Source organism: Ochrobactrum sp. S1502_03 (genome assembly GCF_044435015.1).
Taxonomy (GTDB): Bacteria; Pseudomonadota; Alphaproteobacteria; order Rhizobiales; family Rhizobiaceae; genus Brucella; species Brucella chromiisoli.
On the sequence record NZ_JAYEXN010000050.1, the window covers coordinates 1 to 17038 of the forward strand.

A 17038-nucleotide genomic window follows, 5' to 3' on the forward strand; every position below is an offset into this window, starting at 1 on the left:
GTCATACGCTTTGAAATCGCCGAAGTACTTGGTGATTGCTGCGGTCAGCGACGTTTTACCATGGTCAACGTGACCAATCGTGCCGATGTTTACGTGTGGCTTATTGCGTTCAAACTTGCTTTTTGCCATCTGAGCTCTCCTAATATCTAGCCTGCTCAGGCTCTTTTAATATTTGGCGTAATCAAAGATTACGCGAACTTTTTCTGAATTTCCTGTGCGACCGCAGTCGGAACCGGCTCGTAATGGTCGAACTGCATGGTGTACTGTGCACGACCCTGAGACATCGAACGCAGGTTGTTCACGTAACCAAACATGTTGGCCAGTGGAACATTTGCATTGACGACCGTCGCAATACCACGTGCTTCCGTACCCGAGATCTGACCACGACGTGAATTCAGATCGCCAATTACGTCACCGACGTAATCTTCAGGCGTTACCACTTCAACCTTCATGATTGGCTCAAGAAGCTGTGCGCCAGCCTTCTGTGCACCTTCACGGAACGCTGCACGGGCAGCGATTTCGAAGGCGAGAACCGAAGAGTCAACATCGTGGTATGCACCGTCGATCAGGGTTGCCTTCACGCCGAGCATTGGGAAGCCAGCAAGTGGACCCGCACCCATGACGCTTTCGATACCCTTCTGAACACCAGGGATGTATTCCTTAGGAACAGCACCGCCAACGATCTTGGATTCGAAGATGAAGTCATCGCCTTCATGTGGTTCGAAGATGATCTTGACGCGCGCAAACTGACCCGAACCACCCGACTGCTTTTTGTGGGTGTAATCGATTTCAGCCTGACGTGTGATCGATTCACGATAAGCAACCTGCGGCGCGCCGACATTTGCTTCTACCTTGAACTCACGCTTCATGCGGTCGACGAGAATGTCGAGATGAAGTTCGCCCATGCCAGCGATGATCGTCTGGCCGGATTCTTCATCAGACTTAACGCGGAACGAAGGATCTTCAGCAGCCAGACGGTTGAGCGCAATGCCCATCTTTTCCTGGTCGGCCTTGGTCTTAGGTTCAATCGCGATTTCGATAACCGGATCAGGGAATTCCATGCGTTCAAGAATAACCGGCTTCAGTGGATCGCAGAGCGTATCACCTGTTGTGGTTTCCTTGAGGCCAGCCAGAGCAACAATGTCGCCTGCGAAAGCTTCTTCGATGTCTTCACGTGAGTTGGAGTGCATCTGCAGCATACGGCCGATACGCTCACGCTTGCCCTTAACGGTGTTTTCGAGCGAAATGCCCTTGGTCAGCTTGCCCGAATAGATACGAGCGAATGTCAGCGAACCAACGAACGGATCGTTCATGATCTTGAATGCGAGCATCGAAAGTGGTGCTTCATCCGAAGATTCACGGGTCGTTTCGGTTTCCGTCTTAACGTCGATGCCCTTAATCGCAGGAACATCGGTCGGCGCAGGAAGGAACGAAACAACAGCGTCGAGAAGCGGCTGAATGCCACGGTTCTTAAACGCTGTACCGCAAAGAACAGGATGGAACTTAACGTCGATGGTGCCCTTGCGGATCAGTGCACGCAGCTCATCATTCGTAGGCATGTTGCCTTCGAGGTAAGCTTCCATTGCAGCTTCATCGATTTCCACTGCCAGCTCAATGAGCTTTTCGCGGTATTCTTCAGCCTTATCCTTAAGGTCTGCAGGAATTTCACCAACGGTCGCAGATGCGCCGATTGTGCCATCCCAAGTCAGGGCCTTCATTTCGATAAGGTCGATAACGCCTTCAAACTCGTTTTCAGCACCGATTGGCAGCTGAACTGGAAGAGCGACTGCACCAAGACGCGAGCCAACCATTTCTACGCAACGGTAGAAGTCAGCACCGATCTTGTCCATCTTGTTGACGAAAACCATACGTGGAACGTGGTACTTCTCAGCCTGACGCCATACAGTTTCAGTCTGCGGCTCAACACCAGCATTCGCATCGAGAAGAGCGATTGCGCCATCGAGAACGCGGAGCGAACGCTCAACTTCAATCGTGAAGTCAACGTGGCCCGGGGTGTCGATGATGTTGAAGCGGCGCTTCTTGCCATCCTGACCCTGCCAGAACGTGGTCGTAGCAGCGGACGTGATGGTGATACCGCGTTCCTGCTCCTGCTCCATCCAGTCCATGGTGGACGCGCCATCATGGGTTTCACCAATCTTGTGGTTCTTACCGGTATAGAACAGGATACGCTCGGTCATCGTCGTCTTACCGGCGTCGATGTGAGCCATAATACCGAAATTGCGGTAGTCTTCGATTTTATATTCGCGGGCCATGTTTTTGCTCTTTGAATAGGGTTCGACGATTACCAGCGGTAATGCGAGAACGCGCGGTTGGCTTCTGCCATGCGATGCGTGTCTTCACGCTTCTTGACAGCGGAACCACGGTTGTTTGCCGCATCCAGCAATTCGCCGGACAGACGGTCAACCATCGTTGTTTCGTTGCGACCACGAGCTGCATTGATCAGCCAGCGGATGGCAAGTGCCTGGCGGCGTTCTGAACGCACATCGACCGGAACCTGGTAGGTTGCACCACCAACGCGGCGCGACCGGACTTCAACATGCGGAGCAACATTGTCGAGCGCCTGATGGAACAGCGCGACCGGCTCTGACTTCGCCTTGGCTTCGATTGCTTCAAGCGCACCATATACGATGCTTTCAGCAACCGACTTCTTGCCATGAAGCATAACTGCATTCATGAACTTCGTGATAACGAGATCACCGAACTTTGGATCCGGATTAATCTCACGCTTTTCTGCTTTATGGCGTCTGGACATTTCGTCTCATTCTTTCAATTACATCGGGCTCAACTCGCCATTCTGGCGGCCGGTATCCCCGGAAAATTCTTACTTAGGACGCTTTGCACCGTACTTGGAACGACGCTGCTTGCGGTTCTTAACACCCTGGGTATCAAGTACGCCGCGGATGATGTGATAACGCACACCCGGCAAATCCTTGACGCGGCCGCCGCGGATCATAACCACGGAGTGCTCCTGAAGGTTGTGACCTTCACCCGGAATGTAACCGATGACTTCAAAGCCATTGGTCAGACGGATCTTGGCAACCTTACGAAGAGCCGAGTTCGGCTTCTTAGGGGTTGTCGTATAAACACGGGTGCAAACGCCGCGCTTCTGTGGGTTTGCCTGCAGAGCAGGAACCTTATTACGCTTTACCGGTGCAGTACGCGGCTTGCGGATCAACTGGTTTACGGTAGGCATTGAACCTTCCTCTATAAAAAATCTCGTATCGGCGCCCAATAAGGGGCGTTTCACCGGAGTGCTCATGCACAAATTCGGGACCAGCCACTCCATCAGCGGCCACCCCGAACAAAAGCAGAGGAAGCAAAAGCTTCATGCGAACGGCAAGTTGCATTTCGATCGTAAAACGAACCCTGTTTGAGGCGAACTCCAGAGCGCGTCGCTCCGAAAATGCCAGCCTCACATCGGCTCAGATGGGCTGCTGATACGTGTTTGTGGGCGTTTCGTCAAGGGCAGGACATTAAGTTTCTTTACCAAAAGGCCGCAAAGCCGCGTTTTGGTGCCTGCCGGACAGGTTATTGCGCCGCATTCAGCCGCCTATCGCGATTATTTCGCGGCAAAACTGTCATTTTCATGTGCCAGCATAGCATAAGGCCCCAACAGCCGCTATTGAAGCACATCCGAGTCGAAAAACAACACAATATTAAGGAATTCTCAATGTCATCCACCCCCACATCCACAGAGAACGATTCGCCGGTTGTCCATCTGGTGATCGCCGACGTCTGGAACGAAGGTGAAGAGGAATCGATCGAAGTCCATATTCTTCTGAAATCCGGCGACGATGAAGATCTCGTTCAGACGGTTCTCGCAATCCTCGCCGAAGAAGGCTATCACGAAGCCGAGCTGGTTGAGATGGGCACAATCACCGAAGAACCGGAAGAAGAGCCACACAAGAGTGCCTGGCAGACAGCACTGACCGGTGAAGTCGCGCTCATCGAATTCGATGGCGACGACGAAGAGGAATAAGTAGCGGATAGCCGAACTGCAAAGCGGTTAACGGCTTTCCCAATGACAAAGGGCGGTTTCAAACCGCCCTTTTCTTTTGATCCAAACGTAAAAAGGCCGCCCCGAAAGGCGGCCTTTTTTATTTGTTCAAACACTCAGCCTATTCGGCTGCGTTGTTGGTCATGTCGGTCAACATCGCGTTCGCTTCTGTTGAACCGGTCGACTTGCGGCGCTCGTCGATGATGAGATCGTCGCGAGCCGTTGCAATGCGGCGGATCTGGTTGGTCATGCCGCCAGTACCAGCCGGGATGAGACGGCCGACAATGACGTTTTCCTTGAGCCCCTGCAACGTGTCCATCTTGCCCGCAACCGCAGCTTCGGTAAGCACGCGGGTGGTTTCCTGGAACGACGCAGCAGAGATGAACGAAGGAGTCTGCAGCGAAGCCTTGGTAATACCAAGCAGAACCGGATTACCCGAACCTGGCTTCTTGCCTTCTTCGATCAGACGATCATTCACTTCGTCAAGCTCAATACGGTCAACGTGATCACCCGTGAGGTAACCAGTATCGCCCGGCTCCGTAATTTCGATCTTCTGAAGCATCTGACGAACAATCACTTCAATGTGCTTGTCGTTGATCAGAACGCCCTGAAGACGATAGACTTCCTGGATTTCGTTCACGAGGTAAGAAGCAAGTGCTTCCACGCCCTTGATGGCCAGAATGTCATGCGGTGCAGGATTACCGTCGAGGATGTATTCACCCTTTTCGATAACGTCACCATCCTGAAGATGGAACGGCTTACCCTTAGGGATCAGATACTCAACGGGCTCAACCGTATCGTCGTTTGGCTCGATGATGATGCGACGCTTGTTCTTGTAATCGCGACCGAAGCGGACAGTACCATCAATCTCTGCGATGACGGCATGGTCCTTCGGACGACGAGCTTCGAACAGTTCCGCAACGCGTGGCAGACCACCGGTAATATCCTTGGTCTTTGCGCTTTCCATCGGCAGACGCGCAATAACGTCACCGGCGTTAACATGAGCACCCGGCTCGAACGAAAGGATCGTTTCCACCGAGAGCAGGAAGCGCGCTTCGCCACCCTTCGACAGCTTTGCGATCTTGCCGCTCTTGTCCTTGATGACCATAGCCGGCTTGAGGTCCGCGCCACGTGGTGTCGAACGCCAGTCAATGACGACGCGCTTTGTGATACCCGTGGATTCGTCCGCCGTTTCCGAAACCGAAAGACCATCAACGAGATCTTCAAACTCGATATAGCCTTCGACTTCCGTCAGGATAGGACGGGTGTACGGATCCCACTCAGCAATACGCTGACCGCGCTTGACTGCATCACCTTCGTCAACGAACAGACGTGAACCATAGGTTACACGGTGAACCGCACGTTCCTTGCCCGAAGCATCAACAATCAGAACCGCCATGTTACGGCCCATGACAACGAGGTTGCCATCGGAGTTGCGAACCACATTGCGGTTACGCAGCTTAACGGTGCCTTCATACGAAGCTTCAAGATACGAACTATCGACAACCTGAGCCGTACCACCCAAGTGGAAGGTACGCATGGTAAGCTGCGTGCCCGGCTCACCGATCGACTGTGCAGCGATAACGCCAACAGCTTCACCCTGGTTAACCGGTGTGCCGCGTGCAAGGTCACGACCATAGCACTTGGCGCAAACGCCGTTACGCGTCTGACAGGTCAAAGCCGAGCGAATACGGATCGACTGAATGCCAGCCTTTTCGATGACTTCGACGTCCTTTTCCTCAATCATGCGGCCAGCTTCAACGATAACATCGCCGGTTGCAGGATGCAGGATCGGATCAAGGGCCGTACGACCCAGAACGCGCTGTCCGATTGGAGCAACGATCTGACCCGCATCGACGATTGGCTGCATGGTGAGACCGATTTCGGCACCGCAATCGACTTCCGAAATAATCGCATCCTGTGCAACGTCAACGAGACGACGTGTCAGGTAACCCGAGTTAGCCGTTTTCAAGGCCGTATCAGCAAGACCCTTACGGGCACCGTGTGTCGAGTTGAAGTACTCGTTCACGGTCAGACCTTCCTTGAAGTTCGAGATGATCGGGGTTTCGATGATTTCACCCGACGGCTTGGCCATAAGACCGCGCATACCGCCAAGCTGACGCATCTGGTTGACCGAACCACGGGCACCCGAATGCGACATCATGTAAACCGAGTTCATCTGCTTCTGACGACCGGTCACCGGATCAAATTCAACAGCCTTAATGCGGGCCATCATTTCTTCGGTGATCTTGTCAGTCGCTTTACCCCAGGCATCAACGACCTTGTTGTACTTTTCGCCCTGAGTGATCAGGCCGTCATTGTACTGCTGTTCGTATTCGGTCGTCAGAGCTTCGGTCTCTGCAACGATCTTGGCTTTCGAGTCAGGAATGACCATGTCATCCTTACCGAACGAAATACCGGCACGACATGCATGGGCAAAGCCAAGCTGCATGATGCGATCGCAGAAAATCACCGTCTCTTTCTGACCGCAATGGCGGTAAACGTGGTCGATCATCTTGGAGATGTTTTTCTTGGTCATCTCCTGATTACAGATGTCAAACGACACGTTCGGATGCTTCGGCAGAAGCTCACCAGTAATCAGACGGCCCGGCGTCGTATCATAAACCTTGGAAACGACATTGCCTTCTGCATCAACAGTCTTGAAACGACCTTTGATCTTGGTGTGCAGCGTGACAACCTTGTTTTCAAGAGCATGCTGAAGTTCGCCCATATCGGCAAACATCATGCCCTCGCCCGGCTCCTTGTCTGCCACGATTGACAGATAATAGAGACCAAGAACCATGTCCTGCGAAGGAACGATGATCGGCGCGCCGTTTGCCGGGTGCAGAATGTTGTTGGTGGACATCATCAGCACGCGGGCTTCAAGCTGCGCTTCCAGCGACAGCGGAACGTGGACAGCCATCTGGTCACCGTCAAAGTCAGCATTAAATGCTGTACAGACGAGCGGATGCAGCTGAATGGCCTTGCCTTCGATCAGCGTGGGTTCGAATGCCTGAATACCAAGACGGTGCAGCGTCGGCGCACGGTTCAGAAGAACCGGATGCTCACGGATGACTTCGTCAAGGATATCCCAAACTTCCGGACGTTCCTTTTCAACCAGCTTCTTCGCCTGCTTGACAGTCGAGGAATACCCCTTGGCATCAAGACGTGCGTAGATGAATGGCTTGAACAGCTCAAGCGCCATCTTCTTCGGCAGACCGCACTGGTGCAGCTTCAATTCAGGACCGGTCACGATAACCGAACGACCCGAATAGTCGACGCGCTTACCAAGAAGGTTCTGACGGAAGCGACCCTGCTTGCCCTTGAGCATATCGGAGAGCGACTTCAGCGGACGCTTGTTAGCACCCGTGATCGTGCGTCCACGGCGACCGTTATCGAACAGCGCGTCAACAGCTTCCTGCAACATGCGCTTTTCGTTACGGATAATGATGCCGGGAGCGCGCAGTTCGATCAGACGCTTCAGACGGTTGTTACGGTTGATCACGCGACGGTAAAGGTCGTTGAGATCGGACGTCGCAAAACGACCGCCGTCCAGTGGAACCAGAGGACGCAGATCCGGTGGAATAACCGGAACGATCTTCATGATCATCCATTCAGGACGGTTGCCAGATTCCATGAAGTTCTCAACGATCTTGAGACGCTTCATCAGCTTCTTGGTCTTCAGTTCCGATGTAGTTTCTGCCAGATCAACGCGCAGATCTGCAGCGATGTTTGGAAGATCCATCGAAGCCAGAAGTTCAAAGATAGCTTCCGCACCAATCAGGGCTGTGAACTGATCTTCGCCGAATTCATCGACGGCAATCATATATTCTTCTTCCGAAAGAAGCTGATGCTCCTTCAGCGAAGTCAGGCCCGGTTCGGTAACAATGTAGTTTTCAAAATACAGAACGCGCTCAATATCCTTGAGCGTCATATCCAAAAGCGTACCGATGCGCGATGGCAGCGACTTCAAAAACCAGATATGCGCAACTGGCGCCGCCAGTTCGATATGGCCCATGCGCTCACGGCGAACGCGCGACAGCGTAACTTCCACGCCGCACTTTTCGCAGATAATGCCTTTGTATTTCATACGCTTGTACTTGCCGCACAAGCATTCATAATCCTTGATCGGGCCAAAGATACGCGCGCAGAAGAGACCATCGCGTTCTGGCTTGAACGTACGATAGTTGATCGTCTCCGGCTTCTTGATCTCGCCGTATGACCAGGACAGAATCTTCTCAGGGCTGGCAATCGAGATTCTGATGGAATCGAACGTCTGTGCCGGAGCCTGAGGATTGAAAAGATTCATGACCTCTTGGTTCATGCCGTTCTCCTTGAGGGCGATCCGCCGCCCTGTGTGTCGTCAATGACAGGCTGAAAATCCCTGCCATCTTGAAAAGAAATCGCGGTATTACGCAGTTTTCACTGCACATTCCGTTCGGCATTTCGTGAGCGCAAAACATTTTACACGTTTGCTGGAAACACCTTACGGGCGCGCCACGGCAGAACCATGGCGCGCCTTGATGTTTTTATTCCGCCGCGTCCGGAAGTGCCGGCTGCTCGTCGCGTGTATCGTCCAGCTCGACATTGAGACCGAGCGAACGCATTTCCTTGACAAGAACGTTGAAGCTTTCTGGAATACCGGCTTCAAACGTATCATCGCCACGAACAATCGCTTCGTAGACCTTGGTACGGCCTGCAACGTCATCGGACTTGACTGTAAGCATTTCCTGCAGCGTGTAAGCCGCACCGTATGCTTCCAGAGCCCAGACCTCCATTTCACCGAAGCGCTGACCACCGAACTGCGCCTTACCACCAAGCGGCTGCTGGGTGACGAGCGAGTAAGGTCCAATGGAACGTGCGTGGATCTTGTCGTCGACCAGGTGGTGGAGCTTCAACATATAGATGTAGCCCATAGTCACCTGACGATCGAACGGTTCACCCGTACGTCCATCATACAGCGTCGACTGACCAGAAGTCGCAAGACCTGCATCGGTCAACATCGCATTGATGTCGGCTTCCACCGCACCATCAAACACCGGCGTTGCAATCGACACGCCGCGCTTCACCTGATTGGCCAGCATGAGGACAGCATCGTCATCATAAGACCGGACCGGTTCATTGCGGTCGTTGTCTGGATAGATGTGCTCCAGTGTATCGCGCAGCGGCTGAATATCTGCCGTCTTGCGATAAACATCAAGAAGCTCACCGATCTTCTTGCCCATGCCAGCACAAGCCCAGCCCAGATGCGTTTCCAGAATCTGGCCCACATTCATGCGGCTTGGAACGCCAAGCGGGTTCAACACGATATCGGCATGCGTACCGTCTTCGAGGAACGGCATGTCTTCGACAGGCAGAATGCGGGATACCACACCCTTGTTGCCGTGACGGCCAGCCATCTTGTCGCCTGGCTGGATCTTGCGCTTCACAGCAACAAAGACCTTGACCATCTTCATGACGCCTGGAGGCATCTCGTCGCCGCGCTGTACCTTTTCGACCTTGTCCATGAAGCGTGCTTCGAGCAGCTTCTTGGATTCGTCGTACTGGCCACGCAGAGCTTCAAGTTCGCCCTGTTGCTTTTCGTCTTCGACAGCAAACTGCCACCACTGCGAACGCGGATACTCGGTGATGAGATCACGTGTAATGGTTGTGCCCTTCTTGAAGCCCTTAGGGCCAGCGGCTGCAACCTTACCGTCGATCATGTCAACGAGACGGCCGTAAACGTTACGGTCGAGAATCGCCTGTTCGTCGTCGCGGTCCTTGGCAAGACGTTCGATCTCTTCGCGTTCAATCGCCATTGCACGTTCGTCTTTTTCAACGCCGTGGCGATTGAATACACGAACTTCAACAATAGTACCGTATGTTCCCGGAGGCATACGCATCGAGGTGTCACGGACGTCCGAAGCCTTTTCACCAAAGATAGCGCGCAGAAGCTTTTCTTCCGGCGTCATCGGGCTTTCACCCTTCGGCGTGATCTTGCCGACAAGAATGTCGCCAGGATGCACTTCAGCGCCGATGTATACGATACCAGCTTCGTCGAGGTTCTTCAGCGCTTCTTCCGAAACATTCGGAATATCGCGGGTGATTTCCTCAGGTCCAAGCTTGGTGTCACGTGCCGCAACTTCGAATTCCTCAATGTGAATCGAGGTGAAGACGTCTTCCGAAACGATCTTCTCCGACAGGAGGATCGAGTCTTCATAGTTGTAGCCGTTCCAAGGCATGAACGCGACGAGCACGTTACGGCCAAGAGCCAGATCGCCGAGATCAGTTGACGGACCATCAGCAATGATGTCGCCCTTACCGATCGGATCACCAACGCGCACAAGCGGACGCTGGTTGATACAGGTCGACTGGTTCGAACGCTGGAACTTCTGCAGACGATAGATATCAACGCCCGACTTCGACGGATCGAGGTCTTCGGTAGCGCGGATAACGATACGCGTTGCGTCAACCTGATCGACCACACCACCGCGACGAGCGGCAATAGCGGCACCAGAGTCACGCGCAACAACCGCTTCCATGCCGGTTCCGACGAATGGTGCTTCCGCACGCACAAGCGGAACAGCCTGACGCTGCATGTTCGAACCCATAAGAGCGCGGTTCGCATCGTCGTTTTCGAGGAACGGAATAAGCGCTGCAGCAACCGAAACGAGCTGCTTTGGCGAAACGTCCATCAGATCCACGTTTTCACGTGGCGTCATCATCACTTCGCCGGCATGACGGCAGATGACGAATTCGTCTACGAAACTGCCATTCTCATCAAGCTCAACATTTGCCTGAGCAACCGAGTGCTTTGCTTCTTCCATGGCCGAAAGATAGACAACGTCGAACGTGACCTTACCATCGACAACCTTGCGGTACGGGCTTTCGATAAAGCCGTACTTGTTGACGCGGGCAAAAGTTGCGAGCGAGTTGATCAGACCGATATTCGGGCCTTCCGGCGTTTCAATCGGGCAGATACGGCCATAGTGGGTCGGATGCACGTCGCGGACTTCAAAGCCAGCACGCTCACGGGTCAAACCACCAGGTCCAAGAGCCGAAAGACGGCGCTTATGGGTGATCTCCGAAAGCGGATTGGTCTGATCCATGAACTGCGACAGCTGCGAGGAGCCGAAGAATTCACGAACAGCTGCAGCAGCAGGCTTCGCGTTGATCAGATCCTGCGGCATGACCGTGTCGATTTCGATCGAGGACATACGTTCCTTGATCGCACGTTCCATGCGCAGAAGACCGACACGATACTGATTTTCCATCAGTTCGCCGACCGAACGCACACGACGGTTGCCGAGGTTGTCGATGTCATCGATTTCACCGCGGCCATCGCGCAGTTCAACGAGCATCTTGACGACAGCAATAATGTCTTCCTTGCGCAGAACGCGCACGGTGTCTTCTGCATCCAGATCAAGACGCATGTTCATCTTCACGCGACCAACAGCGGAAAGGTCGTAGCGTTCAGCATCAAAGAACAGCGAATTGAACATGGCTTCAGCCGAGTCCATTGTCGGCGGTTCACCAGGACGCATAACGCGGTAGATGTCGAACAGTGCTTCCTGACGGCTTTCGTTCTTGTCGACGGCCAGCGTGTTACGGATATACGCACCGATATTGATGTGATCAATATCGAGAACCTTGATCTCTTCCACACCTGTGTCGAGAAGCGTCTTGAGAACCTTTTCGTCGATTTCGTCACCAGCTTCGAGATAAATCTCACCGGTTGCGTAATTGACGGTATCTTCAGCAAGGTACGAACCGAAAAGATCGTCTTCGGTTGCCTTGATGAATTTCAGGCCCTTTTCAGCAAGCTGCTTTGCGGAGCGCGCGGTCAGCTTCTTGCCAGCTTCGAGAACGACTTCACCTGTGTCCGCATCGACGAGATCGGAGATGATCTTCATACCCTTGAAGCGGTCAACCGAATAAGGGATACGCCAGTTTTCACCGTCACGCGAATAGGTGACAGTGTTATAGAACGTCGAAAGGATTTCCTCGCCGTCCATGCCGAGCGCCATCAGCAGTGTCGTAGCCGGAAGCTTGCGTCGACGATCGATACGCGCATAGACCACGTCCTTGGCATCGAATTCGATGTCAAGCCACGAGCCACGGTAAGGAATAACGCGCGCAGCAAACAGAAGCTTGCCCGAGGAGTGCGTCTTACCCTTGTCGTGATCGAAGAACACACCCGGTGAACGGTGCATCTGCGAAACGATAACACGTTCCGTACCATTGACGATGAAGGTGCCGTTGTCTGTCATGAGCGGCATATCGCCCATGTAAACGTCCTGCTCCTTGATGTCCTTGATGGACTTCGCGCCGGTATCTTCATCAATATCGAACACGATGAGACGCAGCGTCACCTTGAGAGGTGCCGAATACGTCAAATCGCGCTGACGGCATTCGTCAACGTCGAATTTTGGTGCATCGAATTCGTAACGAACGAATTCCAGCATTGAAGCGCCGGAGAAATCCTGGATTGGGAAAACAGACTTGAAAACCGCCTGCAAACCCTCGTCAGAACGCCCGCCAGCAGGTTCCTCAACCATGAGGAACTGGTCGTAAGATGCCTTTTGAACCTCAATGAGGTTAGGCATTTCCGCGACCTCGGGAATCTTGCCGAAAAATTTGCGTACGCGCTTGCGACCATTGAAAGAATGGGTCTGAGCCATCGTCGCTCCTCGTTCTATAGCCTTACGGCTTGCTCACGCCTTGCGGCCTTTATCGTGCGCCGCCTCTCGGCGGTCCTTCTAACGGGCTAAACCCGTTTTCTGAAAGCCTGATCAAGGCCATCAGAAAAAGGGTTTAAAAGGATCAGAACGTCGTAGATAAAATCGCCCTGACTATGATTTGCATAAAGAGAACCTATTTCCGCACTTTTCGTTTCTTTTCATGCATTTACTCCAGATGCAAGCCCAGAGTTGAACTGGCGGATGGAAACCATCCGCCAGAAAAGCGAACTTACTTAAGTTCAACCTTAGCGCCAGCTGCTTCGAGCTGTGCCTTGATCTTTTCAGCTTCGTCCTTGGAAGCGCCTTCCTTGACAGCCTTAGGAGCTGCTTCAACGAGGTCCTTAGCTTCCTTGAGGCCGAGACCAGTGATCGCGCGAACTTCCTTGATCACGTTGATCTTGTTTGCGCCACCGTCAGCGAGAACGACGTCAAACTCGGTCTTTTCTTCAGCAGCAGCAGCAGGAGCAGCGCCAGCAGCAGCAACTGCTACAGGAGCAGCAGCCGAAACGCCCCACTTTTCTTCCAGAAGCTTCGAAAGTTCTGCAGCTTCGAGAACGGTCAGAGCCGACAGGTCGTCAACGATCTTTGCGAGATCAGCCATTTTGATATTTCCTTAGTTTCAAGGTTTGAACAATTGACAGCGAAAAACGGCCTTACGCCGCCTCGTTCTTCCGGGCGTGCGCGCCAATAACGCGAGCGATCTGGCCCGCTGGTGCGCTGGTAAGTACTGCGAGACGCTGAGCCGGGGTTTGGATCATTCCAACCAGCTTTGCGCGCAGTTCGTCGAGCGATGGGAGCGAAGCAAGCGACTTGACGCCATCGGCGTTCAGTGTCGTTGCACCCATTGCACCACCGAGGATAACGAGCTTGTCGTTAACCTTGGCGAATTCGACGGCTACTTTCGGAGCAGCAATTGGGTCGTTTGCATAAGCAACAACCGTCTGACCTGTGAACAGATCAGCAATGCCTTCCGATTCCGTGCCCTGAAGAGCGATCTTGGCAAGGCGGTTTTTCGCGACTTTAACGGTACCACCAGCGTCACGCATCTTTGAACGAAGATCGCTCATCTGCGCAACAGTGAGACCGGTATAGTGGGCCACGACGACCGAACCGGACTCTTTAAAAGCACCGTTCAGCCACGAGACAAATTCGCGTTTTTCCGCTCTATCCACTGTCTCTCTCCAGTAGACAGGATCACATGATCCTGCCGGGTTGCCTTTGTCGGACGAGCTTCACAGCTGGCCCGACGCTCGAGGATCCTGTCCCCTTCAGCTATCCCGGAAACCGGGCTTCACTCAAAGGCAACTACGGTTCAAACCTTGCATGCACATTCGTGCGAAACAGGGTTATTCCACGTCTCATGCAGGCCATAGGTTTAAGGATCTGACCCGGAGGTTTCGATCCGCCTGCAATCTCGGACAGGATAACCGGACTTTCGTCCGGCTATCCGGATCTTGCGATCCGGAATTTCTGCACTTTCGACTGCTTATGCAGCACCGGCGTGCGACCACTGCCCTCCCCGAAAGGTCAGGCAAAGGCTCCGGCGAACCGGAGCCCTGAAATTAAGCGACGACCTTAACGGTTGCCGGATCGACCTTGACGCCAACGCCCATGGTCGAAGAAATCGATACGCGCTTAACGTATTCACCCTTAGCAGCCGAAGGCTTCGCCTTGATAACTGCATCAGCAAAGGCTTTGATGTTTTCTTCGAGCTTCTGATTGTCGAAGGAAACCTTGCCGATACCGGCGTGGATGATACCAGCCTTTTCAACGCGGAACTCAACAGCGCCGCCCTTAGAAGCGGTAACAGCTGCTGCAACATCGACAGTCACAGTACCAACCTTCGGGTTTGGCATCAGACCGCGTGGGCCGAGTACCTTACCAAGACGACCAACGAGTGGCATCATGTCAGGGGTGGCAATGCAGCGATCAAATTCGATCTTGCCGCTATTGACGGTTTCAAACAGCTCTTCTGCACCAACGATGTCAGCGCCAGCCTTCTTTGCTTCTTCAGCCTTGTCGCCACGTGCAAAAACAGCAACGCGAACAGTACGACCAGTGCCGTTAGGAAGGTTGACAACGCCACGAACCATCTGATCGGCATGACGAGGGTCAACGCCGAGGTTCATTGCGATTTCGATGGTTTCGTCGAACTTTGCAACAGCGCGTTCTTTAACCAGACCGATTGCATCGGACAGGTCATAAAGCTTGTTGACATCAACGCCTTCACGGATCTTGGCAATGCGCTTGGAAATTTTCGCCATCGTATTAGCCCACCACTTCCAGGCCCATCGAACGGGCAGAACCTTCGACCATGCGCATAGCTGCTTCGATGTCAGCTGCGTTCAGATCTTTCATCTTCGCTTCAGCGATTTCGCGGACCTTGTCACGCGCAATCGTGCCGGCCTTTTCCTTGCCTGGAGCCTTCGAACCGGACTTGAGGTTCGCAGCCTTCTTCAGGAAGTAGGTTACCGGAGGCGTCTTCATCACAAAAGTGAAAGACTTATCCTGATAGTACGTGATCACGACTGGAATAGGCGAACCCTTTTCCATTTCCTGCGTGGCAGCGTTAAATGCCTTACAGAATTCCATGATGTTGATGCCGCGCTGACCCAGAGCTGGACCAATCGGAGGCGATGGATTGGCCGCACCTGCTGCTACCTGGAGCTTCAGCTGGCCTGCAATTTTCTTAGCCATTGCATTCTGCCTTCATAAAAATACCGGAAACCGGCGTTCTCGATTAATGCCGGAAACCCGGCTCTCGACTGACATCAGATAAACTGACTGGCAGTTTGGTGGTGCGAATTCAGCGACCGGCTAAGCCGCCTATCCTTCCACCCTTATTCACCGCTGACGGTGAACGCCCCGAGGGGCAAAGCGATCAGAGCTTATCGACCTGACCGTATTCAAGATCAACAGGCGTAGCACGCCCGAAGATGGAAACTTCAACCTTGAGGCGCGCACGCTCCTCATCAACTTCCTGCACAATGCCGTTGAACGAAGCAAACGGACCATCGGAAACGCGGACATTTTCACCGATTTCAAAGGTCACAGACGTCTTCGGACGCTCAGCACCATCCTGAACCTGATTCAGAATCTGATCCACCTCCTTCTGCGAAACAGGAACCGGCTTTGAATCGCCAAGGAACCCGGTCACACGCGGCGTATTCTTGATCAGCGAGAATACAGCATCGGTGAGCGTCGCCTGAACAAGAACATAACCCGGAAAGAACTTGCGCTCAGCATCGACCTTGCGGCCGCGGCGAACTTCAACAACCTTCTCGGTCGGCACAACAATCTGCTCAATAAGGTTCGAAAGGCCTTTTTGAGCTGCCTTGCTTTGAATATCCTCGGCCACCTTCTTTTCGAAGTTGGAATAGGCGTGAACGATGTACCAGCGCGCAGTCATCCCGTAACTCCCCAATCCTGCTTAGCGGCCAAGGCCAAGTATAAATTCTACGCCATAGGCCATAAGCTGATCGGCAAGAAAAAAGAACGTAGCAGCCAAAAAGGCCATGATCACGACCATGATCGTCGAGATGATCGTTTCACGCCGTGTCGGCCAGGTCACTTTCGCCGTTTCGGCGCGAACCTGCTGAAAAAAGGTGATCGGATTCGTCTTGGATGCCATCTGCCACTCTATTTGCTTGGTGAACCACTATTTCCGACCCAAAACGAATCAAAAACAGGAACCCACGCGTATACGGTACGCAAAGCTGAAGATTCAGCCCCACGCACCGCGTGTCTGTTGACGTTACATAGAATCGATTCTCAAAAAAAACAAGCCCATTGGTTAAAAGAATACCATACAGGCCTATCGGAGATCACCGATCCTTACGAAATTCGCTCAATACACCGTTCAATCATGTATCAGCGACCCTGCTCACCCGGCCAACATGCCGGGAAATGTATCCAACCCTGAAAGCATTTTGATCTGATTGAAGGAGACCAACACACTAGGACCGACTACATAAAGCATAATCTTACCGCCCCTCGTTTTAATCCGATCAGGCTTATGCTCCAGAATATAGAAAACGGGCGCTCACAGTCAAGCCGTAAGCACCCGTTTTAAAAATGGCAGGGGCAGCAGGGTTCGAACCCGCGACCTACGGTTTTGGAGACCGTCGCTCTACCAACTGAGCTATACCCCTATTTGGCATTTAAAATGCCAGACTGGCGGCGTAACCGCCAGTCAAATCTCATTACTCGATGATCGAAGCGACGATGCCTGCACCAACGGTACGGCCACCTTCACGGATAGCGAAGCGGAGCTTCTCTTCCATTGCGATCGGCACGATCA

13 protein-coding genes, 1 tRNA gene and 1 pseudogene are annotated in these 17038 nt (G+C 53.1%); 1 reads left to right on the forward strand and 14 read right to left on the reverse strand.

Translation table 11 applies throughout. The features are described 5' to 3' along the window. From VBH83_RS18175 to rpsL, 4 genes are all read right to left on the reverse strand, one after another. The coding region (locus VBH83_RS18175) for a GTP-binding protein (RefSeq protein ID WP_396997790.1) at positions 1-129 on the reverse strand (129 nt) is incomplete at its 3' end. Between the two features lie 59 nt (positions 130-188). Further along, on the reverse strand, positions 189-2273 hold the full coding sequence (fusA, locus tag VBH83_RS18180; protein WP_265984507.1) for an elongation factor G: 2085 nt from the start codon (positions 2271-2273) through the stop codon (positions 189-191). Between the two features lie 29 nt (positions 2274-2302). Beyond that, positions 2303-2773, reverse strand: a complete 471-nt coding sequence (rpsG, locus tag VBH83_RS18185; RefSeq protein ID WP_140904453.1) for a 30S ribosomal protein S7 — start codon at positions 2771-2773, stop codon at positions 2303-2305. Between the two features lie 69 nt (positions 2774-2842). Beyond that, positions 2843-3214: a 30S ribosomal protein S12 gene (rpsL, locus tag VBH83_RS18190; protein WP_006168377.1), complete on the reverse strand. Its 372-nt coding sequence runs from the start codon at positions 3212-3214 to the stop codon at positions 2843-2845. Positions 3215-3691: 477 nt separating this feature from the next. Between rpsL and VBH83_RS18195 the strand changes: the two genes are divergently transcribed. After that, positions 3692-4000: a hypothetical protein gene (locus tag VBH83_RS18195; RefSeq protein ID WP_265984506.1), complete on the forward strand. Its 309-nt coding sequence runs from the start codon at positions 3692-3694 to the stop codon at positions 3998-4000. 139 nt (positions 4001-4139) lie between these two features. Here VBH83_RS18195 and rpoC read toward each other — a convergent pair whose 3' ends face one another. The 10 genes and pseudogenes from rpoC to VBH83_RS18245 form a co-directional block, all read right to left on the reverse strand. Next, positions 4140-8342, reverse strand: coding sequence for a DNA-directed RNA polymerase subunit beta' (rpoC, locus tag VBH83_RS18200; RefSeq protein WP_265984505.1), 4203 nt, complete (start codon positions 8340-8342; stop codon positions 4140-4142). A gap of 205 nt (positions 8343-8547) precedes the next feature. Continuing rightward, positions 8548-12678, reverse strand: coding sequence for a DNA-directed RNA polymerase subunit beta (rpoB, locus tag VBH83_RS18205; RefSeq protein ID WP_265984504.1), 4131 nt, complete (start codon positions 12676-12678; stop codon positions 8548-8550). Between the two features lie 289 nt (positions 12679-12967). Beyond that, a complete protein-coding gene (rplL, locus tag VBH83_RS18210) occupies positions 12968-13339 on the reverse strand; it encodes a 50S ribosomal protein L7/L12 (RefSeq protein WP_024898616.1) in 372 nt (123 codons plus the stop codon). A gap of 52 nt (positions 13340-13391) precedes the next feature. Continuing rightward, complete coding sequence (gene rplJ / locus VBH83_RS18215) at positions 13392-13910, reverse strand: 50S ribosomal protein L10 (RefSeq protein ID WP_265984503.1); 519 nt, start codon at positions 13908-13910, stop codon at positions 13392-13394. 390 nt (positions 13911-14300) lie between these two features. After that, positions 14301-15002, reverse strand: a complete 702-nt coding sequence (gene rplA / locus VBH83_RS18220; protein WP_265984502.1) for a 50S ribosomal protein L1 — start codon at positions 15000-15002, stop codon at positions 14301-14303. A 4-nt stretch (positions 15003-15006) separates the two neighbouring features. Continuing rightward, positions 15007-15435, reverse strand: coding sequence for a 50S ribosomal protein L11 (gene rplK, locus VBH83_RS18225; protein ID WP_265984501.1), 429 nt, complete (start codon positions 15433-15435; stop codon positions 15007-15009). 184 nt (positions 15436-15619) lie between these two features. Beyond that, positions 15620-16147, reverse strand: a complete 528-nt coding sequence (gene nusG / locus VBH83_RS18230) for a transcription termination/antitermination protein NusG (protein WP_265984500.1) — start codon at positions 16145-16147, stop codon at positions 15620-15622. A 21-nt stretch (positions 16148-16168) separates the two neighbouring features. Next, positions 16169-16369, reverse strand: a complete 201-nt coding sequence (gene secE, locus VBH83_RS18235) for a preprotein translocase subunit SecE (protein ID WP_094504999.1) — start codon at positions 16367-16369, stop codon at positions 16169-16171. A 444-nt stretch (positions 16370-16813) separates the two neighbouring features. After that, positions 16814-16889: transfer RNA gene (locus tag VBH83_RS18240), tRNA-Trp, on the reverse strand. Positions 16890-16940: 51 nt separating this feature from the next. Further along, positions 16941-17038 (reverse strand): annotated as a pseudogene (locus tag VBH83_RS18245) (elongation factor Tu); the annotation flags it as partial.